18 protein-coding genes, 1 other RNA gene and 2 pseudogenes are annotated in these 21,587 nt (G+C 38.1%); 17 read left to right on the top strand and 4 right to left on the bottom strand.

All coding sequences use genetic code 11. The features are described from left to right. The 9 genes from BTR25_RS10760 to BTR25_RS10800 all read left to right on the top strand — a co-directional run bounded on the left by BTR25_RS10760 (nucleotide 1) and on the right by BTR25_RS10800 (nucleotide 9,804). Entirely contained in the window at nucleotides 1-1,236 is a 1,236-nt protein-coding gene (locus tag BTR25_RS10760; protein ID WP_075688078.1) for a ribonuclease H-like domain-containing protein, read from the top strand. 310 nt (nucleotides 1,237-1,546) lie between these two features. Continuing rightward, nucleotides 1,547-2,050, top strand: coding sequence for a CotD family spore coat protein (locus BTR25_RS10765; protein WP_303046823.1), 504 nt, complete (start codon nucleotides 1,547-1,549; stop codon nucleotides 2,048-2,050). Between the two features lie 94 nt (nucleotides 2,051-2,144). Further along, nucleotides 2,145-2,702 carry an SLOG family protein gene (locus BTR25_RS10770; RefSeq protein ID WP_075688101.1) on the top strand — a complete coding sequence of 186 codons (558 nt, stop codon included), beginning with the start codon at nucleotides 2,145-2,147 and terminating at the stop codon, nucleotides 2,700-2,702. 93 nt (nucleotides 2,703-2,795) lie between these two features. Further along, on the top strand, nucleotides 2,796-3,098 hold the full coding sequence (gene gpsB / locus BTR25_RS10775) for a cell division regulator GpsB (protein WP_075688079.1): 303 nt from the start codon (nucleotides 2,796-2,798) through the stop codon (nucleotides 3,096-3,098). 83 nt (nucleotides 3,099-3,181) lie between these two features. After that, nucleotides 3,182-3,579, top strand: an RNA gene (gene rnpB / locus BTR25_RS10780) — RNase P RNA component class B. Nucleotides 3,580-3,738: 159 nt separating this feature from the next. After that, nucleotides 3,739-4,881 (top strand): THUMP domain-containing class I SAM-dependent RNA methyltransferase, encoded by a 1,143-nt coding sequence (locus BTR25_RS10785; RefSeq protein ID WP_075688080.1) that lies wholly within the window; start codon nucleotides 3,739-3,741, stop codon nucleotides 4,879-4,881. A gap of 200 nt (nucleotides 4,882-5,081) precedes the next feature. Further along, on the top strand, nucleotides 5,082-7,007 hold the full coding sequence (locus BTR25_RS10790) for an ATP-dependent DNA helicase (RefSeq protein WP_075688081.1): 1,926 nt from the start codon (nucleotides 5,082-5,084) through the stop codon (nucleotides 7,005-7,007). Between the two features lie 310 nt (nucleotides 7,008-7,317). Beyond that, nucleotides 7,318-8,823, top strand: a complete 1,506-nt coding sequence (locus BTR25_RS10795) for a carboxypeptidase M32 (RefSeq protein ID WP_075688082.1) — start codon at nucleotides 7,318-7,320, stop codon at nucleotides 8,821-8,823. A 66-nt stretch (nucleotides 8,824-8,889) separates the two neighbouring features. After that, nucleotides 8,890-9,804, top strand: coding sequence for a DMT family transporter (locus BTR25_RS10800; RefSeq protein WP_075688083.1), 915 nt, complete (start codon nucleotides 8,890-8,892; stop codon nucleotides 9,802-9,804). 22 nt (nucleotides 9,805-9,826) lie between these two features. On the opposite strand, the gene BTR25_RS10805 is transcribed toward BTR25_RS10800, so the two are convergent. Genes BTR25_RS10805 through BTR25_RS10815 form a run of 3 tightly spaced genes read right to left on the bottom strand, consistent with a single transcriptional unit; the run spans nucleotide 9,827 to nucleotide 12,125 of the window. Beyond that, on the bottom strand, nucleotides 9,827-11,479 hold the full coding sequence (locus tag BTR25_RS10805) for a b(o/a)3-type cytochrome-c oxidase subunit 1 (RefSeq protein WP_075688084.1): 1,653 nt from the start codon (nucleotides 11,477-11,479) through the stop codon (nucleotides 9,827-9,829). After that, nucleotides 11,479-11,955: a cytochrome c oxidase subunit II gene (locus tag BTR25_RS10810; protein ID WP_075688085.1), complete on the bottom strand. Its 477-nt coding sequence runs from the start codon at nucleotides 11,953-11,955 to the stop codon at nucleotides 11,479-11,481. The genes BTR25_RS10805 and BTR25_RS10810 overlap by 1 nt, the downstream gene beginning before the upstream one ends. A gap of 20 nt (nucleotides 11,956-11,975) precedes the next feature. Beyond that, nucleotides 11,976-12,125, bottom strand: a complete 150-nt coding sequence (locus BTR25_RS10815; RefSeq protein ID WP_075688086.1) for a cytochrome c oxidase subunit 2A — start codon at nucleotides 12,123-12,125, stop codon at nucleotides 11,976-11,978. Nucleotides 12,126-12,687: 562 nt separating this feature from the next. On the opposite strand from BTR25_RS10815, the gene BTR25_RS10820 reads away from it, so the two are divergent. From BTR25_RS10820 to BTR25_RS10850, 7 genes and pseudogenes are all read left to right on the top strand, one after another. Next, on the top strand, nucleotides 12,688-13,461 hold the full coding sequence (locus BTR25_RS10820; protein WP_075688087.1) for an SDR family NAD(P)-dependent oxidoreductase: 774 nt from the start codon (nucleotides 12,688-12,690) through the stop codon (nucleotides 13,459-13,461). Between the two features lie 184 nt (nucleotides 13,462-13,645). Further along, complete coding sequence (locus BTR25_RS10825) at nucleotides 13,646-14,734, top strand: type III polyketide synthase (RefSeq protein ID WP_075688088.1); 1,089 nt, start codon at nucleotides 13,646-13,648, stop codon at nucleotides 14,732-14,734. Beyond that, complete coding sequence (locus BTR25_RS10830; RefSeq protein ID WP_075688089.1) at nucleotides 14,735-15,316, top strand: isoprenylcysteine carboxyl methyltransferase family protein; 582 nt, start codon at nucleotides 14,735-14,737, stop codon at nucleotides 15,314-15,316. It abuts the gene before it with no gap. 339 nt (nucleotides 15,317-15,655) lie between these two features. Then, complete coding sequence (locus BTR25_RS10835) at nucleotides 15,656-19,330, top strand: dynamin family protein (protein WP_075688090.1); 3,675 nt, start codon at nucleotides 15,656-15,658, stop codon at nucleotides 19,328-19,330. A gap of 13 nt (nucleotides 19,331-19,343) precedes the next feature. Beyond that, complete coding sequence (locus tag BTR25_RS10840; protein WP_075688091.1) at nucleotides 19,344-20,171, top strand: sulfurtransferase; 828 nt, start codon at nucleotides 19,344-19,346, stop codon at nucleotides 20,169-20,171. Between the two features lie 57 nt (nucleotides 20,172-20,228). Then, nucleotides 20,229-20,480 (top strand): annotated as a pseudogene (locus BTR25_RS10845) (5'-3' exonuclease); the annotation flags it as partial. A gap of 185 nt (nucleotides 20,481-20,665) precedes the next feature. After that, nucleotides 20,666-20,920, top strand: a complete 255-nt coding sequence (locus BTR25_RS10850) for a hypothetical protein (protein ID WP_075688092.1) — start codon at nucleotides 20,666-20,668, stop codon at nucleotides 20,918-20,920. Here BTR25_RS10850 and BTR25_RS10855 read toward each other — a convergent pair. Then, nucleotides 20,917-21,351: pseudogene (locus tag BTR25_RS10855) on the bottom strand (IS3 family transposase); the annotation flags it as partial. The gene BTR25_RS10850 and the pseudogene BTR25_RS10855 sit on opposite strands and share 4 nt — an antisense overlap. 38 nt (nucleotides 21,352-21,389) lie before the next feature. On the opposite strand from BTR25_RS10855, the gene BTR25_RS10860 reads away from it, so the two are divergent. Further along, nucleotides 21,390-21,587, top strand: a 198-nt coding sequence (locus tag BTR25_RS10860) for a helix-turn-helix domain-containing protein (RefSeq protein ID WP_483295250.1), incomplete at its 3' end; no start/stop codon positions are given.

Consider the following 21,587-nt stretch of genomic DNA (forward strand, 5'->3'; position numbering starts at 1 on the left):
ATGTCCTTAAAAAATAAACTAAAACGACTAAAGTCACATATAACAGCGGAAGTTCAAAAGGAAGAACCAAATTATAAAGCTGTTGACTTTGAAGTCCCTTATCTGGACCTTTGGCGTGAGGAAAATGTGTTTCCATATTACTTTGATCAAAATTATTGTCTGATTCGTGAAGTGAAATACCCACTGAGTCAAAAGCATGGTCATTATTATTTTCAAGATTTTCTAACCGCCGTTAATCTATGGAATAACCTATCAATTAATCATCCGCTCTCAGCTTCCGGGCACAAAGCGGAGGAACTATTCTTTTTTGATACAGAAACTACCGGACTGGGAGGAGGAGTCGGGAACTCAATTTTTTTACTAGGCTATGCCAGCGTAACAGGCACGCACCTAGTGTTAAGGCAGCATATTCTCCCAAATCCAGGCGCAGAGGTACCCTTATACCAAAGTTTTCTTGAGAAAGTGAACTATAAAACACTTGTGACGTATAACGGAAAATCCTTTGATTGGCCGCAAGTAAAAACTAGGCACACACTTGTCCGCGATCATGTCCCAAAGCTCCCAGCATTTGGTCATTTTGACTTATTTCATGCAGCTAGGAGGCTTTGGAAACATAAACTTGACCGCATTAAGTTAGCTGTTGTTGAAAAAGAGATATTAGGTGTCGAGAGAATTGACGATATCCCAGGCTATTTAGCCCCGATGATTTACTTTGATTTCATCGAAAGCAAAAAGCCTGATGGGATGCTGGGTATTATTAAGCACAATGAAATCGACATCCTATCGCTTGTAACACTCTATACACATTTAACCTTTCAATTATGCGGTCAGGATAATAGTCAAACTCGAAAGGAATCCTTTGAAGTCGGGAGATGGTATGCATCGCTTGGGGAAAAGAGAGAAGCAAAAAAGATTTTGACTAAACTTGCAGTTGGTAATGATAAAACTTCCTTACAGGCCAAACTGGCATTAGCCTATCAGTTAAAAAAAGATGCAAATTGGGATAAAAGTTTATCCCTATTTATAGAAGTGGCCGAAGCTGGAAAAGAAACATGCTGCCAGGAAGCATGTATCGAAGCTGCGAAATTCTTTGAACATAAACTAAAGGATTACAAACTAGCTTTATGGTATTCACAGAAAGCAATCGAAATAACCGAAAATCCAGCAGCAAAAGTTCTAAATCAATTAGAAACAAGAAGAGGAAGATTAGAGAAGAAAATAGCTAAATACTTGTAACAAAAATTTCACATTTCATTATGACATAAAAAGGATATTTCATATTGTTTCTTATAGTTGAAGCATGTACAATAGTTTACTGTGAGTAAAAAACGACTATTAGAAAATATGGGGTGGAATTATGTACAAAGCAATCTTATATTTGTTTTTTGTTGTCGTTTGTCTGACTGCAGTTGTTTTTTCGAGCTTAAAAGATAACTTTTATTCAATGCTTTAAAAAATAGGTATTTTCCTTAGTACAAGAATTTATCTTCCAACATAGGCTGTTAATGTAAACAGAAAACAGAAAATATTGAAGGGAGAGTTTATATTGTATCTTGGAACTAATTTTGCACCGCCAGTCATTCATCCGACTAAACATCTAGTTAACCATACTTTTTCATCAACGGTGGTTCCGCATATTCATCCAACACATACAACAACAATCAATCATCATACGTTCCAGCATAAACATTATTGTCCACACTCTGCATCTACTGCACAAGAATGTTGCGAACAGCATATAGATTGCTGCTGCCCGGGGGGGCCAATGCCGGTTGCTGCACCTACAGCTGTTTCACCAGCGCAAAGCAATGCTTTACCTCCTGGACCAGGAATGATGGGACCAGGAATGGGACCAGGAATGATGGGACCGGGAATGGGACCAGGAATGATGGGACCGGGAATGGGACCAGGAATGATGGGACCGGGAATGGGACCAGGAATGATGGGACCGGGAATGGCACCAGGAATGATGGGACCAGGAATGGCACCAGGAATGATGGGACCAGGAATGGCAGCTGGACCACGTCCGCCTCGACCACTCTGGGGTTAATCAATAAAAACAAGGGCAATTTTGCCCTTGTTTTTTCATCGTTTTTTGATATGTTATAAAAAGAAAGATTTCATTCGCAAGGAGCAAAAACTTGATTAAAGTTCTAGCTATATCAGGCTACAAACCTTTTGAACTAGGTGTTTTTAAAAATGCTCATCCCTCTGTTTTTATTATCAAGGCAGCGATGAAGAAATCATTAATTCCCATGATTGAAGATGGCTTAGAATGGGTCCTTATTAGTGGGCAAATCGGTGTAGAACTTTGGGCTGCAGAGGTTGTCTTTGAGTTGAAATCAGAGTTTCCAAATATAAAACTGGCAGTTATAACGCCTTTTTTAGAACAAGAGGCTAGATGGAACGATCACAATAAGGACTATTATCAATCTATCCTCACGCAGGCTGATTTTATAGATGCTGTTACAAAAAAGCCCTACGAGAAGCCATGGCAATTTAGGTTGAAAAATCAATTCTTTATTGAAAAAAGTGATGCCTTACTACTTCTATACGACAACGAAAAAGAAGGTAGCCCTAAATACTTATACGAATTGGCAAAACAGTACCAGAATAAACAATCCTACACGATTGAACTCATCACTTTTGATGATTTGCAAACAATTGTTGAGGAAGAGCAGTTAAAAAGAACAGACTTTTAATGACTAAATTTAGTAACAACTAGAAAATTGACAAAAGAACATATTTTTGAAAAAATAATACTAATGAATGGCGAATGACTTGAGGTGAATTGAATGCTTTCTGATAAAGTAAAGTTAGCGGCAAAGGATATATTAGAAAAAGAATTTAAAACAGGTGTTAGAGGCTATAAACAAGAAGATGTAGATAAGTATTTGGATTTAATTATAAAAGATTATGAAACATTTCATCAGGAAATAGAGGAACTCCAACAAGAGAATTTGCGTTTACGCAAACAACTTGAAGATACTTCAAGAAGACAGCCAGTAACTCAACCTGCTGGAACAACAAATTTTGATATTTTAAAGCGACTATCTAACCTCGAAAAACATGTTTTCGGGAATAAATTAGGCGATTAATTGCTTTTGGAGAATAACCTCCTAAAAAATACCATTGAATTACTGAACAAAAATACATATAATAAAAAATGTATTCATTAATAACGTTCGGGTAATCGCTGCAAGGAGCTTAGCAAATTGTAGAGGAAAGTCCATGCTCGCACGAGCTGAGATGCTCGTAGTGTTCGTGCCTAGCGAAATCATAAGCTAGGGCAGCTGGGTTAAGCCCAGTTGACGGCCGGGAAAATACCTAAGTCCCAAAAGGATATGGTATGAATACCTATAAAAGTGCCACAGTGACGGAGCCTTTTCAGAAATGAAAAGGGTGGAACGGGTAAACCCCACGAGCGAGAAACCCAAATAATGGTAGGGGCACTTTCTCTGAGGAATTAAACGAGGAGAAGGACAGATTCATCTGAATCTGTAGATAGATGATTACCACCTAAGTACGAGACGTAACACGTCGTTTGCAGTACTCTGGTACAGAACATGGCTTACAGAACGTTATTAATGTAAAAAAATGTACGTACGGCTCTCCAAGTGAGGAGAGTCTTTTTATTTGCCATAATATATTTGCATTCCTTTATAGTTTTTGGTCATAATGATTGTTAGGAACTAGAACTACATACATAATTCTTGTTAAAAGTAAAAGGTGGAAACTATGGGAAAATATCAATTGATCGCTACTGCTGCAATGGGGCTCGAATCCTTGGTTGCAAACGAGGTCCGTGCACTCGGTTATGAGTGTGAAGTAGAAAATGGTAAGGTTATTTATATGGGTGACGAAAATGCCATTGCACGAAGCAATTTATGGCTGCGGACGGCTGACAGAGTTAAGGTCAAGGTAGGGGAATTCAAAGCCTATACCTTTGATGAGTTATTTGAGAAAACAAAGGCATTGCCTTGGGAGAAATATCTTCCTGAAGATGCCGAATTCCCTGTGACGGGGAAATCGGTCAAATCAAAACTATTTAGTGTCTCAGATTGTCAAGCGATTGTGAAGAAAGCGGTTGTTGAACGCATGAAAAGCACCTATAAGCGGAATAGCTGGTTTGATGAGAATGGTGCATTATTCAAAATTGAGGTAGCGCTATTAAAAGATGTGGCTACGATCACGATTGATGCAAGCGGGCAAGGACTTCACAAGCGTGGTTATCGCGTCGACCAAGGTGAAGCACCGCTAAAGGAAACACTTGCAGCTGCTTTAGTGTCGTTGACAAATTGGAAGGATGAAAAACCGTTTATTGACCCTTTCTGCGGCTCTGGTACGATTGCGATTGAGGCTGCTTTAATAGGTCAAAACATTGCACCAGGCTTTAATCGTGAATTTGTATCAGAAGGTTGGGGCTGGATTCCGTCAAAAGTATGGGAGGATGCTCGAACAGAAGCAGAAGACTTGGCAAAATATGACCAGCCCCTCGAAATAACAGGCTCTGATATTGATCATCGTATGGTTAAAATCGCTCAAGAAAATGCCTTTGAGGCTGGTCTAGGGGACTTGGTTCAGTTTAAGCAGATGCAAGTAAGGGACATCTCAACAAGTAAAGAGTATGGTGTGATTGTTGGCAATCCACCTTATGGCGAGAGATTAGGCGAGAAAAAAGCGGTCGAGCAGATGTACAAAGAGATGGGGCAGGCATTTAGCAAGCTTGATACCTGGTCTGTATATATCATGACCTCTAATGAGGAGTTTGAACAATTATATGGAAGGCCGGCCACGAAAAAAAGAAAGCTTTTCAATGGGTTTATTCGAACCGATCTTTACCAATACTGGGGGAAAAGGCCTCCCCGTCAAGTTGACTAATAGCAATTAGCAAGCTTACTAGTAGGCTCTTTTTACTTATCGATGTATAAAAGGTATGAATATTGAATAAAATAAAATAATAATCTTAAAAAAGAGCTGCTCTATTTGCTTGACAATGAGTACTTTTGCGATAGAATTAAAGGATTGAACTGAAAAGGTAGCGTCTATCTATGACGCTATTCTTTTTTTGGAGGTAGCTTATGCAAAATCGCATGCCATTTACTGTTTCAAAAACGGAAAGCTTTTATGACAAATTGAGCGAGTGGATTGGTGATTTGTTTTACGATATCTTACCAGAGGCCGGATTTGAATTAAGAGATGAACAAATTTTTATGGCTTTTCAACTTGAAAAGGCTTTTAAGGAAAAGAAAATTATGTTTGCAGAAGCTGGTGTTGGGACGGGGAAGACAATTGTTTATTTACTTTATGCAATTATGTATGCTCGTTATACCAACAGACCTGCCATCATCGCTTGTGCAGATGAGACATTAATTGAACAACTGGTGAAAAAAGAAGGCGATATTAGCAAACTCGAAAAAGTTCTCGGGTTAAATATTGATGTCCGCCTTGCTAAGTCAAGAGATCAGTATTTATGCTTGAAAAAACTCGATCATGTAAGACATGATGATTTCAGTGACGACATTGAAGGGATCTATGAGCAATTACCTGATTTCGTCCACAGTGATGCTTCAATGCAAAAGTTTGAACGGTATGGAGATAGAAGGGATTATCCATCATTACCAGATACTGCGTGGGACAAGGTAAATTGGGATGCTATTCAGGACTGTTTTTCTTGTGAGAAGCGGCACCGTTGTGGACTTACGCTTCATCGAGAATATTACCGACAATCAGAAGATTTAATTATTTGTTCGCATGACTTCTATATGGAACATATTTGGACAAAGGAATCGAGGAAACGAGAAGGACAACTTCCACTCTTGCCTGAATATTCTTCGGTTGTTTTTGATGAAGGTCATCTTCTTGAGTATGCTGCCCAAAAAGCATTGAGCTATCGATTTACAGACACAACACTTGAGAATCTGTTAACTAGATTAATGGAAAATGAAGTGCGTGAAAAAACATTATATACGATTGAAGAAGCACTACTTGATAACGACCGCTTTTTTAGTACGATAAAACAATTCTCCAAGCCTTCACAAGGTTCAGAAAAACAAATGATTGTACTGGACCCTCAAGTAAAAAAGTTTGGTACTATCCTGTTAAATCGTTTACAAACGCTTGAGGAGGAACTTGTCTTCGAGAGTGAATTGTACGTAATTAACGAATATGAGTTGAAGATTGTTGAGGAATATCTTGAACAAATTACCTATTCCCTTACTTTATTTCTAAAGGAAATGAACGGAATATCCTGGTTTGAAGAAATTGGCTATGAACGTACTTTAGCTATTATGCCAAAAATGGTAGAAGTGGTTATGAGGGAAGATGTTTTCTCTCAGAAAAAACCGATTATATTTTCTTCGGCGACCTTATCAAACCAAAAGCGATTTGATTATATTGCCAATAGCCTTGGTGTGAAAGAATACTTATCTTTTTCTGTAGAATCCCCTTTTGATTATGATGAAAAAATGGTGATACATCTGCCAAAATTTCGTAAAGATTCTATTGATGAAAAGCTAAATTATCTAATCCGGAATTTGTCACAAACGGAAGGAAGAGCTCTAATTTTGCTCAATAATCAGAATGAATTGCTTCAAATTAAGAAAAGAATGGGTGACTTATTTTCATATCCGATTTATTTCGAAGGCGACGAGGAGATCAGCACGCTCGTGTCTAAGTTTCAAAATGATGAACAGTCAATTCTGTGTACCATCCACCTGTGGGAAGGTTTAGATATTCCAGGAAGGTCTTTAGAGAATGTATTTATTTTCTCATTGCCATATCCTCCAAATGACCCAGTATTTATTGCGAAAAAAGAAGGGGTAGAGGACCCATTCAAGGATGTTGAACTTCCGTATATGCTGCTTAGGCTGCAGCAGGGTGTTGGCCGCTTAATCCGCAGTCAGGAAGACAGCGGAGTGGTTCATATCATGGCAAACGAAGATACGAGCGAAGAAGTGTTAGAAAAGATAAAAGACGTTTTACCGACGGAAGTTAACGAAAAATAATAAAAAAGAGGCCGAGCAGTGATAGGTGCTTTGGCCTCTTCGTCGTTTATCTGAAAAACAGCAAAGCTTAGTTTTGCGGTTTTTCTCTATTTTCGCAGCAGTCATAGCAATATAGTTTTTTATCATCTGTTTGTATACCATTAAAAAAACCATCTAAACAAAAGATTTCTTTGGAACAGGAAGTACAGTTGCCAATGAATTCCTTCAAATCTTCCACTCCTTTCTGAAACGATAAACAAATCATGAGTAATATATCCATTATTCAGAAGAATATGATAAGATTTAGGGGTTAGAAAAAGGAGGTATACAGATGGTGGGTTTAAAAATAGAAAAAGAGTTTTTGGACTATGTAAAAAAGATGTCTGCCTATAACGAGGCCCTTGGACTAATTTTTTGGGACTTGAGAACTGGAGCACCAAAGAAAGGTGTTGATCAAAGGTCCGAAGTCATCGGAATGCTATCTTCGGAAGTTTTTAGAATGTCAACTTCAGAGGAAATGGCCGCATATATAGCTAAATTATCGAAGGAAGAACTTTCAGAGACAACAAATAAAATTCTTGAAGAATGTAAAAAGGAGTACGAGCGAAATAAAAAAATTCCTGCAGATGAATATAAGGAATACGTAATTCTGCAATCAAAGGCGGAATCCATATGGGAAGAAGCCAAAGCCAATTCAGATTTTGAGTTGTTCAGACCTTATTTAGAGAAGCTTGTTGAGGTGACAAAACGCTTCGTTGATTATTGGGGTTATAAAGCTAACAACAAGTACGATGTTCTGTTAGACCTATACGAGCCAGGTATTACCGTCGAGGTACTTGATCAAGTATTTGGAGACTTAAGGGAAAGAATAGTCCCGTTGGTAAAACAAATATCGGAGTCACCGAATAAGCCGGAAACAAATTTTTTATTTGAAACCTTTAAAAAGGATAACCAGCGAGCCTTTAGTATAGATATTCTTGCCCAGATGGGCTATGATTTTGACTCAGGACGTCTAGACGAAACTGTACACCCCTTCGCAATTGGATTGAACCCAGGGGATGTTCGTGTTACGACCAAGTATGATGTGCATGACTTCCGCACAGCCGTATTTGGTACCATTCATGAAGGCGGTCATGCCTTATATGAACAAAACATTTCGAAGGAGTTGGTTGGTACACCACTCTGTTCCGGAACTTCTATGGGCATTCATGAGTCCCAATCGTTATTCTATGAGAATTTTGTAGGGAGAAGCTTGTCATTTTGGAAAAATAATTATGAGTTATTGAAAGAGTATGCTAACGGTCAGTTTGATCAAGTGGGTATTGAAGACTTTTACCATGCTATCAATGAGTCCAAGCCATCGTTTATTAGAATTGAGGCAGATGAATTAACCTACCCATTACATATCATTATTCGCTATGAGATAGAGAAGGGGCTTTTTAATAACACCATTGAAGTAAAAGATCTGCCAAAGGTATGGAATGACTTATATGAAGAATATTTAGGCATTAGGCCTGAGAATGATGCACAGGGAGTCCTTCAGGATGTTCACTGGGCAGGGGGGAGTTTTGGTTACTTCCCATCGTATGCCTTAGGTTACATGTATGCTGCCCAGCTTAAAAATTCCATGTTAAAGGCATTGCCAAACTTTGAACAATTGTTAGAGGAAGGCAGTCTGCTTCCAATAAAGGAATGGCTATCTGAAAATATTCATCAATATGGAAAGCTGAAAAAACCACTAGAGCTTCTTCAGGATGTTACAGGTGAAGGGTTGAACGCACAATATTTAGTTGATTATTTATATGACAAATATTCAAAAGTTTATAACTTAAATTAATTTTACTAGTCAAGAAGGGGGAGAATTCCCCTTCTTATTTTGATTAACGGTACAAGGTGGGTGGGTATGGAGAGATTTATTCCGATTTTCTTAATTGCTGTTAGTGCCAGTTTGTGGGGCATGATAGCCATTTTTGTCAGAACACTATCAGACGCTGGGTTTACGTCGATGGAAATTGTTACTTTGCGAGTGGTTACCGCGGTAATCATACTTGGTATAATCGGGATCTTTAGGTATCCGAAGCAAATGACAATCAAAGTTTCAGATGTAAAGCTTTTTATTGGCACTGGTATATTGAGTATTGTGTTTTTTAACTGGTGTTACTTCACATCGATTAACCAGTTGAATCTTTCATTTGCGGTGATCTTGTTGTATACATCACCAGCATTTGTGGTTATTCTATCAAGCATCTTTTTAAAAGAAAGAATGAATCAAAAGAAGCTCCTTTCGGTTTTAGGAACCATTATAGGTTGTATACTCATTGCAGGGGTTAGTTTAAATGATACAGGGACGATGAACCTGGCTGGGCTTGTTACAGGGCTTGGTGCCGGGCTGGGGTACGCTCTTTATAGTATATTTGGAAAGTTTGCCCTAAATAAGTATACCCCCTTTACTGTTACTCTATATACCTTCCTTATTGCGGCAATCACTTTACTTCCTATAACCGGCCTATGGGAAAAAGCTAGACTGCTAGTAAATGGAGAAGTTCTTTTATATAGTGTTGGGTTAGGGTTATTACCGACCGTTATTGCCTACATTTTTTATACAAAAGGGCTTGAAAAGGTAGAAAGCAGTAAAGCTGCCATTGTTGCTACTGTCGAGCCTGTTGTTGCGACTATATTAAGTGTTTTCCTCTATCGGGAAAGCTTTGGACTACTGCAATTCACCGGGACCGCTGTTATTTTACTTTCGGTTATCTTTATTAATTTGCCGAAAGATTATGGAAGTAAAAAACATAAAGAAAAGGCGTCAATCACGTAGATAGACGCCTTTTTCTATGATTCTACCATGTTTTAAATCCAGGTGACCCTAGAGGTGCATTTTGAATCATATCAATAAATGGTATCGTGTAAGCAAACAGAATGAGAACAGCGGTAATGCCTAACCATAATTTCCAGTTTTCAAATACCATGGGTGCTTGTTCTGCTGTTTCTGCTTCACCAACTGGGAACTCTTCTTCTCCTTTAGGAGCAAAGAAGGCAAGGTTAACGAAAATAATAAGAACTAGGATGATACCTAGGAACAGAATTGAACCTCCGACCGCTTGCGCAATTTGATAGGGAATCCACTCTGCGGCCTGGGCAGCGTCACCGTAGGTTGAGAATGCTGAACGTCTTGGACCGCCAAGAAGTCCCTGGAAGTGCATCGCACCTGACATAAAACTCATACCTATTACCCAAACCCAGCCTTGAATAATCGCCAATTTGTTCATGGCTTTAGTTAATTTACGTCCAGTTAAATGTGGAATAAGCCAGTATGAAATTCCAAAGAATGTTAAAACTACAGCTGTTGCAACAGTTAAATGGAAGTGTCCAGTTACCCAGATCGTATTATGAACCACTTGGTTCATTTGGTTAGAGGCATTGATTATACCGCCTGCTCCACCAGGTATAAAGCTGGCCATACCGATGAATGGAACCGTAAAACGGGCATCATTCCAAGGAAGTACCTTAAACCATCCAAACAGTCCAGTTGCACCCTTAGAGCGCCCATATCTTTCAAAGGTTGCAAACAACGAAAAGGCGGTCATTAACGACGGAATGATGACCATAAATGTAAGTACAACTTGTAAGAACTTCCACGCAGGGTCAATTCCAGGCTCAGTTAACTGGTGATGGAAACCCACGGGAATAGAGAATAGTAAAAATAAGATAAAAGACAAGCGAGCTAGGGAATCTGAGAATATTTTTCCGCCAATAATTTTCGGTACAATGGCATACCAGCACATATACGCAGGCAATAACCAGAAGTATACTAGCGGGTGGCCGAAATACCAGAATAAGGTACGGCTGATTAACACATCAACTGTATCTACTAGACCAAGAGACCATGGCAGCAGCTGGAATAATACAGTAGCTGCTACACCAAGTGTTGCTACAATCCATAGGACTGTATTAATTATCGCCATAAAGGTTAAAAGCGGACTTGGTTTTCCAGGATTGTTCTTGCGCCATTTAGCATATGTCATGATTTGAGCAGCGCCATCAAGCCAGCTGCCTACAACTACAAACGTCATACCTAAGTAAAAGATCCAGTGTGCTTTTAATGGAGCATAGAAAGTATATAAGACAGATGCTTCTTTAAGTAATACCATAGTAGCTGCCATTACAGTACCGACCGTCATAACCCAGAAGCCAATCCAGGCAGTCATACGAGCACCATTAGAATGCGTGCCTGCTGTTCGGCTGACAGCGGCATATTGGAATCCCATGATAAAAAATGTTGTTAATACAAGTCCTAGCAAGACGCCGTGTACAGTTAATATTTGGTAATAATCGATTCCCCATGGAAGCTCATATTTACCTGACCGTACCAAGGTCTGCAATAGCCCCATCAGGCCACCAAGTGCTAAAGCTGTAAAGGCCACAAAAAAGTGGGCCATCGCTAGTTTGCCATCACGCGGGTCAACCTTTAATTTTGTAGTCTGGCTAACCATTATTTAACCACCTTTATCTTAGAACTCATTAGATGGTGACCAGTACCGCAGTACTCGTTACAAACCACTAAATATTCGCCTTCTTTATCAAACGTTGTAACAATTTCGTTTATATAGCCTGGTTCAAGCATCATATTAATATTTGTACCTGCTACTTGGAATCCATGGATAACATCCTTTGTTGTTGCCATGACCTTTACTTTTGCTCCAAGAGGAACCTCGACCTCTCCTGGAGAGTAAAGAAAGGCAGATGCTACATACACTAATTCATAGTCCCATTCTTTCCCCTCTACCTTGTGAAGTCCTGGTTTATCAAACGGAACCTGCTGATCTACCTTTTGTGGATCGATCGTAGCTAAGCAGCTTGGCGGTTTGTTACCAAGGTAGAATGCGCTTACGCCTACAACGGATAAGAAAAAGACAAGTGCACTTATACCAAATATAAGCCATATTTTTTCAAACTTATGCAAATGCATGATTTTTTCCCCTTTCTCACTTAAAAACGGTTTACGAATAAGAAATATACACCTACCCATGTGACAATAATAAAGATCCCCAAAAAGAAAACGGAAGCTAATGTACCTTTAAGAGAAGAGCTGTCTTCAATTTCTGTTTTTTGTCCTGTTTTTAATTCCACTTTCGCCATCTCCCAAACACTCCTTTCAGAAAACCCAAGATAAATATTAGTTTAATTCCATAATACAAAACAATTGAGAAGAGAAAATAACTAATTTCTAAGTTCACAAAATGTTCATTCCTTAGGTAATTACTATGTTAATGTTAAAAACTTGTTATAACAGTGATTTATATCACTTACGGCAGGGCGGAAATGTGAATAAGTTGTGACAAATCACGACTTACCTGTGATTTAAGTAATTGATTATCTGTAAATGAGCTAATAGAAATACAACATTCGTTTATGTCACAATTTTGAAAATAAAAAATAAAATATATAAGAGAGTGATATTTTTCAGAAAGAGTGTGTGTTGTTATGGAAAAATATTATTGTGAACATTGTCGGCTTCTTTATAATGATATAGAATATTGTAAAAGTTGCGGCTCATTGGCCAGTAATAAAATTAACATAGAAGTCCAAAAGCAATCAGATAAATCTTAAGTAAGCACCGTAAAAGGTGCTTTTTGCTTGTGGATGGTTGGATTGTGATAAAATAGTGGAGAAATTACATAGATAAACGGGGGATGAGAAAATGTTTTTACCTTCATTTCGTGTAGATGGAAAAAAAGCGATTGTAACAGGCGCAGGGCGAGGAATTGGGCGTGCTTTAGCTATTGGGCTAGCCGAATCAGGAGCAGATGTAGCTTTGCTTTCAAGAACCGAAGAGGACTTAACCGAAACAGCCCGAATCATCGAACAGCTAGACAGGAAAGCCTTAATCCTACCCACAGATGTGACTAAGAGAGAGGAAGTTCAACTGGCTGTTCAGAAAATAGTGGACGAATGGGGCGTTATTGATATTTTAATAAATAATGCTGGAATGAATATCCGTTCAAAAGCGCTCGAGGTAACTGATCATGAATGGCATACAATCATGGATACGAACCTAAAGTCGGCATTTATGATGGCACAGGAGACTGGCAACATCATGAAAGATCAAGAAACTGGCGGAAAGATTCTATCGGTTACTTCAGTAGGGGGCCATGTGGCACTTCGAACAGGCGTGGTTTATGCTGCCACGAAGGCGGCATTAATCCAAATGACAAAGGTGTTGGCCCTAGAATGGGGTCAATATAATATTAATGTCAATGCAATTGGTCCTTGGTATTTTAAGACACCACTTACTGAGAAACTGTTAGCAGACGAAGCATACGTAAAGGATATTCTTACTGTAACTCCACTAAAACGGATTGGTGAACTTCCTGAATTAGTTGGCCCGGTGGTGTTTTTGTCATCAAGCGCAGGGGATTATGTTCATGGACAAACTTTATTTGTCGATGGAGGAATGACGATTCAGGGCTTTTAATATTGTAATTGGAAATGATTATGTAATGAACAAACCATTCATTCGCGTTATAATTTAGAGGCACAACAACAACCTTCAAAACGTTTGCTTCCCTATTTGGGAAGCATTTTTTTTACCCTAAAAAAGGGATAATATTACAATCTTTGGAAAAAATACCTTTACATACGCTGAAGGAGTAGGTAGGATGCCATCAATTATTTCTGTTGCAGAAGCTGTTCCACCCTTTGAAATTAAACAAGAGCAGGCAATGGAATTTGCTCGAGAATTATTCTCATCTAATTTTAAGGATATAGAAAGGCTGCTAAGGGCTTTTCAAAATGGACAAATACTCAAAAGACATTTTGTTAATGATATAGATTGGTTTAAAGAAGACCGGTCTTTTGAAGAAAAAAATCATTCCTACATACAATCTGCAGTAAAATTGGGAAAACAAGCTATTGAAAACTGCCTTCAAGACAAAAGTTTCCTAACCAGGGAAATAGGCTGTCCAGAAATTGATGCAATCTTTTACATATCCACTACTGGAATTGCTACACCAAGTATCGAGGCTAGAATTATGAATGAATTGCCTTTTAACACACATACAAAAAGGATCCCAATATGGGGATTAGGTTGTGCAGGAGGTGCTGCCGGCCTTTCACGAGCATTTGAATATTGCCGAGCCTATCCTAAAGCGAAGGTTTTGGTGCTTTCTGTTGAACTTTGCAGTCTCACTTTCCAAAGGGATGACCTTTCAAAAAGTAACTTAATCGGAACCTCTTTGTTTGCAGATGGTGTTGCCTGTGTCTTGATATGCGGTGATGATGTTGATATAAGAGAATTTTCAAGAAAGGATACATCGCCTGTCATCATCAGTACCCAATCAACCTTAATGCCCGACTCTCTGGATGTTATGGGGTGGGATATTAAGAATTCAGGGTTATATGTTGTGTTTTCACGAGATATTCCCAGCATCATTGAAAGCTGGCTAAAGCCTAATGTCCAAGAATTTTTAGAAGACAATCAAATACAGCTAAATCAGATCGATCATTTTGTAGCCCATCCTGGCGGAAAAAAAGTGCTTGATGCCTATATGAAGTCATTAAATATACCAAGTTCAATGACGTCTACCTCACTGGAGATTTTGAGGAATTATGGAAATATGTCTTCTGCAACCATTTTATATGTTCTGAGACAGTTTATGGGTAATAATATTCCTAGGGGCTCTTATGGTCTCTGTACGGCTCTCGGCCCAGGTTTTAGTTCGGAACTATTATTATTAAGGTGGGAGTAAATGGATAATATAGCTGTCTTTATCATTTTCTATCTTTTTATCATAATACAGCGCTTAGCAGAATTAATGATTGCCAAGAAAAATGAACAATGGATGAAAGGCAAAGGTGCTATTGAATTCGGGACGAAACACTATCGAGTAATGGTATTCATGCATGCACTTTTTCTTGTAAGCTTCTTCGCTGAAAAAATAATCTTTAACCGGTCTTTATCAGGCATGTGGGTAGCTTTATTACTTGTTTTTGCTGGTACCCAATTTTTAAGATTTTGGGCAATTTACTCATTAGGAAAGTACTGGAATACAAAAATTATCGTACTTCCTAAAGCTGATGTTATAAGGATCGGGCCGTATCAATATATTAAGCATCCGAACTACTTGGTGGTTTCGATTGAATTGCTAATCATCCCACTACTTTTCAATGCCTACATCACCGCTTTTATCTTTTCTCTGATCAATACAATTGTGCTTGCAGTACGGATACGGGCAGAAGAACAAGCATTAAGAGAATTAACGGAGTATGATGGAACCTTTCAAAGCAGCAATCGATTTCTTCCTAAATTGTTAAATAAATATGACAATTGAAACTTTGCTATTGAAAATGATTATCAAAACATGATAAAGTCTAGTTAACGATGAAAATCATTCTCAACTATGAGACTGGATAAGGACGGTGTTAAGTATGGCGCTTGCATTAGTTGGCGGAACAGTAATCATTTACGCATTTGTCATGAAACACGTACTAAAAAACACAACTCATTGACAATATAACCATCTAAAGCCAAGGAGCAATCCTTGGCTTTTTCCTTTTTTAATAAGCTCTTGTGCAAAAATAAAGACTTAGTAAACTTCAGAATAGGAAAAGTGTGAATAATCGTTTAAAATAGAAATATTACAAAGTTGTGAACAAGGGGAAATTAAACCATGGTCCAGACAGCAAATCAAAGACAAACCATCCAAGCGCTCAAAAGTAAACTGATGGCTATTTATGAATACTTAACGATTAAGAATGATACTGAAAATAGGGAAAAAGTGAAGCAGCTAGCGAGAAAACTTGAAAATAAAGAGTTTATGATTGCTTTTTGCGGTCATTTTTCAGCAGGAAAGTCGACGATGATTAATAATGTAGTAGGCGAGAATTTACTTCCTTCAAGCCCAATCCCAACGAGTGCAAATCTTGTCAGGGTTAAGGCTGGAGAAGAATATGCTAAAGTCTATTTTAAAAATGAAAAACCCCGGTTGTATTTAGCTCCCTACGACTATGAACTAGTAAAAAAATATTGCAAAGATGGGGACCAAATTGAGGAAATTGAAATAAGTCATTCTCACTCTTCTCTGCCGCCGAACACGGTTATTATGGATACACCTGGGATTGATTCTGCCGATGATGCCCATCGTATCGCAACAGAATCAGCCATTCATCTAGCTGACTTAGTCTTATATGTTATGGACTATAATCATGTTCAGGCAGAACTAAATTTCCTTTTTACCAAAGAGTTAACAGAAGCAGGCAAGGAAGTTTATTTGGTCATTAATCAAGTTGATAAACACAAAGAAGAAGAGCTTCCATTTGAGAAATTTCAGGAAAGCGTAACAGAATCTTTCGGTGCGTGGGGAGTAAACCCTGCACGGATCTTTTATACGTCTTTAAAAGTTAAAGATCATAAATTGAGTGAGTTTAACGATTTAAAACAATTCATTGCTGAAAAACTGCTAACGAAGGATGAAGTTCTTCTACAATCAATTTTTCACTCACTTAAGAAAATCGCTCAAGATCACCTTGACGAGTCCCGAGAGGTTTTTGAAGAGAGACTCCTTACATGCTATGAAATAGTAGAGGAACTTTCGGAAGCTGAAAAGAACTCTCTTACGGAATCCTACCAACAAATAAAATCAACTCTTCAGACTCTTGAAAAGGGTACGGAAGAACCGAAAAAGGAAATGGAACTAGAAGTAGAAAAAATTCTAAAAAGTGCTTACCTAATGCCGTTCCAAACAAGAGAGTTAGCAGAAAGCTATTTAGAAGCTTGTCAATCAGAATTTAAGGTTGGATTTATTTTTACTAAGCAAAAGACTCAAGATGAAAGAACTGCCCGCCTTGATCGTCTCTATCAAGATTTGGTTGAGAAAACGAAATCTCAACTAGAATGGCATATTCGTGAGTATCTGCATGCTGTGTTAAAGAAGCATGACATTAACCATCAGCAGCTACAAGCGACCGCTCAGTCATTTACGTTAGAGGTTCCTATTGAATTACTAAGCAAGACAGTTAAACCCGGGGCTCGTTTATCAGGCGAGTATGTACTTCATTATACTGAGGATCTCGCTAATGAAATCAAGAAACTAGCAAGAAATGAATTAGCTCAGTTTAAACAAGACTTTGAATCTGCAATCGATAAGAAAAACAGTTTATTAAAAGAGAAATATGAAGAGCAATATCAGACTTCAAAACGCTATATACAAGCAATAGACGAGATTAACAAATTTGAAGGTGAAACCCTTAGGAACAAAGAGACGATCAGTCATCTCTTATCTGAAGGAAGCGGCCATTTAGAGGACGATGTGCAGTTATTTACATTAGAAGATGAGGAAGTTGAAGTGGTTAGTGGGACCGAGAAACAAGCAGCTGAAAACTTGAAAGGCACAGGTTCGCCCGCAGGCTATACTTTGGTTACAAAAGAAACAAGTACGATTGAAGTGGTCAATAACGAACAGTTACCTAATATGGTAAAAAAATTGGAGGAAACATCAGTTCTCGTTAAAAACCTTCCGGGCTTTACAAAGCTATCTAGTGATTTAGCAGAGAAGGCAGGCAGATTAGCAAATAAGGGTTTTACAGTAGCTTTATTTGGAGCATTCAGTGCCGGGAAGTCTTCTTTTGCAAATGCACTAATGGGTGATAAAGTGCTTCCTGTATCACCCAATCCAACAACCGCAGCCATCAACAAAATCCGGCCTGTGACAGACCAATATCCGCATGGCACTGTACTCGTAAAGTTCAAGGAAGAGAGTGCCATGTTAGAGGATGTTAACAGGTCACTCAAGCTGTTTGAACTGCAGACAGTTAATTTGAAGGATGCTCAGAGGGATATTGACAGGGTAATGCTTGAACAAGGGCAAGTTGGGGTATCCGAGAAAACACATTATGCCTTTTTGCAGGCTTTTAAAAATGGTTTTGCTGCATATGGCAGTCAGCTTGGTACTGTGCTCGAGACAGACTTAAAAGAATTCAAAGAATTCGTAGCAAGAGAAGAACGATCATGTTTTGTAGAATGGATTGAACTTTATTTTGATTGTGAATTAACGCGTAAAGGTGTAACGCTTGTTGATACACCAGGTGCAGATTCGATCAATGCCCGTCATACTGGTGTGGCGTTTGATTATATAAAAAATTCTGATGCTATTTTGTTTGTAACGTATTACAATCATGCCTTTTCAAAGGCAGACCGTGAATTTTTAATTCAACTTGGACGTGTAAAGGACAGCTTCCAGTTAGATAAGATGTTCTTCATTATTAATGCCATTGATTTAGCTGAAAACAACGACGAAAAGGAAACCGTCATCACCTATGTTAATGATCATTTAATAAAATACGGGATCCGTAATCCTAATCTTTTCCCACTATCAAGTCTTTATGCTTTAACAGAAAAAATAGAACCTGCAACGGATTTACATTCAGGGATAAAGGACTTTGAAGATCATTTCAATCATTTTATCGCTAACGACTTAACGGAGATGGCGATTAAGTCTGCCGATAATGAGTTTACTCGTGTGCAGGAGTTAGTCGAAAAGTTGATTAGAAGCTCTAGAGAAGACCAAAATGAAAAAGATAAAAGACGAGTTGAAATAGATAACCAAAAAAAGAGTATACACCTCTTGCTAAAAGAACAAACAGAAGCTGGAATACAAAAGCGGGTTATACAGGAAGTGGAAGAATTACTGTTTTATATGAGACAAAGAGTATTTTTCCGTTTCAGTGATTTCTTTAAAGAAGCATTTAATCCATCGGTGCTAAGGGATGATGGCAGGAATCTAAAAAAGGCATTACAGTCCTGTCTGGATGAGTTTCTTGGTAGTTTAGGTTTCGATTTTGCTCAAGAAATGAGAGCGGCAACGATAAGAATAGAGCTTTTTGCTGAAAAAGGATTGAAAGATTCTCAACATGACCTTTGTCAAAGCTTACGCAACATAAATGATGATCTTTCTTTTTCAAGCTTTGAGATGAAGATTTCAGAAGAACTGGCATTTACAAAAGCTTTTGAAGAAATGAATAGCAGAGTTTTTACAAAAGCATTATCTTACTTTAAGAATCCTAAATCTTTCTTTGAAAAAAATGATAAGAAGGAAATGAGTGATGAGCTTTATCATGTCCTGCAGGCACCTGCAGATGAGTACTTAAAACAAGAGCGGGAGCGAATAGCAAATCATTATGCAGGTATTTTAACTAGAGAATTCAACCGCCTTTTAGAACAAATTGAAGAACAGGTGGAAGACTTTTATGTAAGTCTCGAATCAGCCTTAGATGGCGGAGTATCAATTGAGGAACTAGTAGTTATTGACCGCAAGTTAGCGAATATTTCAAATAAGTATCAAGTCTAAGGCGGGGATATGAATGGTTAAGATTATCAATAAAGAGTGGCTGCTTGAAAAGATACGTAAGGCAGATATCCGAATAGCAGATTGTCGTTTTGCACTTGGCGATCCTACAAAAGGCAAGCAGGAATATGATAACAGCCATATTCCTGGGGCTGTTTTTTTCGATCTGGAAAAAGATTTATCAGGACCTGTTAGTGAACATGGCGGCAGACATCCCTTGCCGAATATTGATGAATTTGTTTATAAACTGGAGCTTGCAGGGATTAATGAGAAGGTACCTGTGTTTGCTTATGATCAGGGAGAGGGTGCATTTGCTGCAAGGTTTGGGTGGATGCTCCAATATCTTGGCCATGAAAATGTCTATGTATTAGATGGCGGCTATAATGCTTGGATAGAAGAAACACTCCCTGTGACTGTGGAGGTTCCTGTTTATCAGCAGGAGAAGTTTAATGTAAATCTTAAGCCTGAATTATTGGCCACCATTGATGATGTAATGAGCGTGGTGAGCGGCATGACTCCTCATACTGTTTTGATCGATTCTAGGGAACAGAAGCGTTATTTGGGGCTAGAAGAACCGATTGATAAAAAAGCAGGTCGAATTCCTGGTGCAATTAACAAACCATGGTTTGAGGGACTGCAAAGTGGACATTACCTGCCAGCAGTAGAGCAGAAACAGCGCTTTATTGACCTTGATCAGGATCAAAATATCATTGTGTATTGCGGCTCCGGGGTAACGGCTGTACCTAATTACCTTGCATTAAAGCAAGCAGGTTTCAATAAGGTAAAACTTTACTTGGGAAGTTTTAGCGACTGGATTTCGTATTCTGAAAACAAGATTGAGTAATATTTTGTGATATAATAGTGTTCTTGTTGATTATGAATGAGGAGGTAACATCCAACAATGGAGAACAAAAAGCCTTCACTTATGCTTGTAGATGGTATGGCCTTGTTGTTCCGTGCGTTTTATGCCACGGCTGTTTCAGGGCAATTTATGATAAATTCAAAGGGTATTCCAACGAACGGAATACATGGCTTTGTAAAGCATTTATTTACAGCTGTTTCATCTTTTAAACCTAGCCATGTAGTAGTTTGCTGGGATATGGGCAGTAAGACATTTAGAACGGAATTATTCTCAGATTATAAAGGGTCTAAACCCAAAACTAAACATATGAACATAATTTGATAAAGAATACATATACTCCAGTGATAACTGGGGTTTTTTTTGTTCACAAATAATATCCATTGACCATATTTAAAATGTTTATAAAATTTGTTATGATAAATAAAAATTCATATAATAAAAGTATATAGAGTTAATGGGTGGGGGGAAGTAAGAAGATGAATTTAGAGCAAACAAATGTAGTATCAATTAGGAAACTTGAGTTTGCTTTCGAGAGTGTTATCCTAATCGATAGGAAACGTGCTTATGGCCTTATAGTTTTAAAGGACACTATAACAGGAGACTACGATGTTCATTACCTTACAGAATTTCTTGTGGAAAAATACAGAAATGCAAAATATGAGACAATAAAAAAAAGGGCATATCAACTAAACTGGCACCCATGTCAAGGACACATGAAAAAAAAGAGTTAAGAAGCCTCATCTAAGAGATGATTCCTATATTGAATAGGGGTCATCTTTTTTAAATTCCATTGATAACGGTAATTGTTATAGTAAACCATATAATGGTTTATTTTCGCTTTTAGTTCGTCTAATGTCTTGCAGGATTGATAGTCTACCTCATCCTTTAAATGACCAAAGAAAGACTCCATCGGGGCATTGTCCCAACAATTTCCTCTTCTGGACATAGACTGACCTAAACTGGATTTTGTTAATAATTTCTGATATCTAGGGCTTGTGTAATGACTTCCTTGGTCCGAATGGATAAATGCTTCCGAATCCAATTTAGTTTTCTTATTCTTCATTAATTTTTGGATGGTTTTTGTTGCAATATCTAAAGTGATGTATTTGGTAACGTAAAAGTGAGCCACCATATTAATTGAAAACTGAGCCACTTTTGATAGACAATTAACCCTAATGACATATTAGGGGGATATCAGGAGTGATCACGTTGGACCAGAAACAGAAAATAATTAAAATGTACATGGAGGGTAAAAGTAAACGGGGTATTGCAAAAATTACAAAAAAATCAAGGAACACAGTAGCTAAGTACATTCGTGAGTTTGAGGAAAGTAAACTAGAGGATGTGCGAAAGTTACCCATACCAGAAAGTGTAATGAGTCCGCCAACTTATAAGAAA

It is taken from the genome of Bacillus sp. MRMR6 (assembly GCF_001940785.1).
In the GTDB taxonomy this organism is placed as follows: Bacteria; Bacillota; Bacilli; order Bacillales; family Cytobacillaceae; genus Neobacillus.

Excerpts from the sequence above, each read along its gene's own strand:
- BTR25_RS10810 (WP_075688085.1), bottom strand. The coding sequence starts at position 11,955 with ATGCATTTGCATAAGTTTGAAAAAATATGGCTTATATTTGGTATAAGT.
- BTR25_RS10800 (WP_075688083.1), top strand. The coding sequence starts at position 8,890 with ATGGAGAGATTTATTCCGATTTTCTTAATTGCTGTTAGTGCCAGTTTG.
- BTR25_RS10850 (WP_075688092.1), top strand. The coding sequence starts at position 20,666 with ATGAATTTAGAGCAAACAAATGTAGTATCAATTAGGAAACTTGAGTTT.
- BTR25_RS10805 (WP_075688084.1), bottom strand. The coding sequence starts at position 11,479 with ATGGTTAGCCAGACTACAAAATTAAAGGTTGACCCGCGTGATGGCAAA.
- BTR25_RS10815 (WP_075688086.1), bottom strand. The coding sequence starts at position 12,125 with ATGGCGAAAGTGGAATTAAAAACAGGACAAAAAACAGAAATTGAAGAC.
- BTR25_RS10835 (WP_075688090.1), top strand. The coding sequence starts at position 15,656 with ATGGTCCAGACAGCAAATCAAAGACAAACCATCCAAGCGCTCAAAAGT.
- gpsB (WP_075688079.1), top strand. The coding sequence starts at position 2,796 with ATGCTTTCTGATAAAGTAAAGTTAGCGGCAAAGGATATATTAGAAAAA.
- BTR25_RS10820 (WP_075688087.1), top strand. The coding sequence starts at position 12,688 with ATGTTTTTACCTTCATTTCGTGTAGATGGAAAAAAAGCGATTGTAACA.
- BTR25_RS10760 (WP_075688078.1), top strand. The coding sequence starts at position 1 with ATGTCCTTAAAAAATAAACTAAAACGACTAAAGTCACATATAACAGCG.
- BTR25_RS10795 (WP_075688082.1), top strand. The coding sequence starts at position 7,318 with ATGGTGGGTTTAAAAATAGAAAAAGAGTTTTTGGACTATGTAAAAAAG.
- BTR25_RS10790 (WP_075688081.1), top strand. The coding sequence starts at position 5,082 with ATGCAAAATCGCATGCCATTTACTGTTTCAAAAACGGAAAGCTTTTAT.
- BTR25_RS10840 (WP_075688091.1), top strand. The coding sequence starts at position 19,344 with ATGGTTAAGATTATCAATAAAGAGTGGCTGCTTGAAAAGATACGTAAG.
- BTR25_RS10825 (WP_075688088.1), top strand. The coding sequence starts at position 13,646 with ATGCCATCAATTATTTCTGTTGCAGAAGCTGTTCCACCCTTTGAAATT.
- BTR25_RS10785 (WP_075688080.1), top strand. The coding sequence starts at position 3,739 with ATGGGAAAATATCAATTGATCGCTACTGCTGCAATGGGGCTCGAATCC.
- BTR25_RS10830 (WP_075688089.1), top strand. The coding sequence starts at position 14,735 with ATGGATAATATAGCTGTCTTTATCATTTTCTATCTTTTTATCATAATA.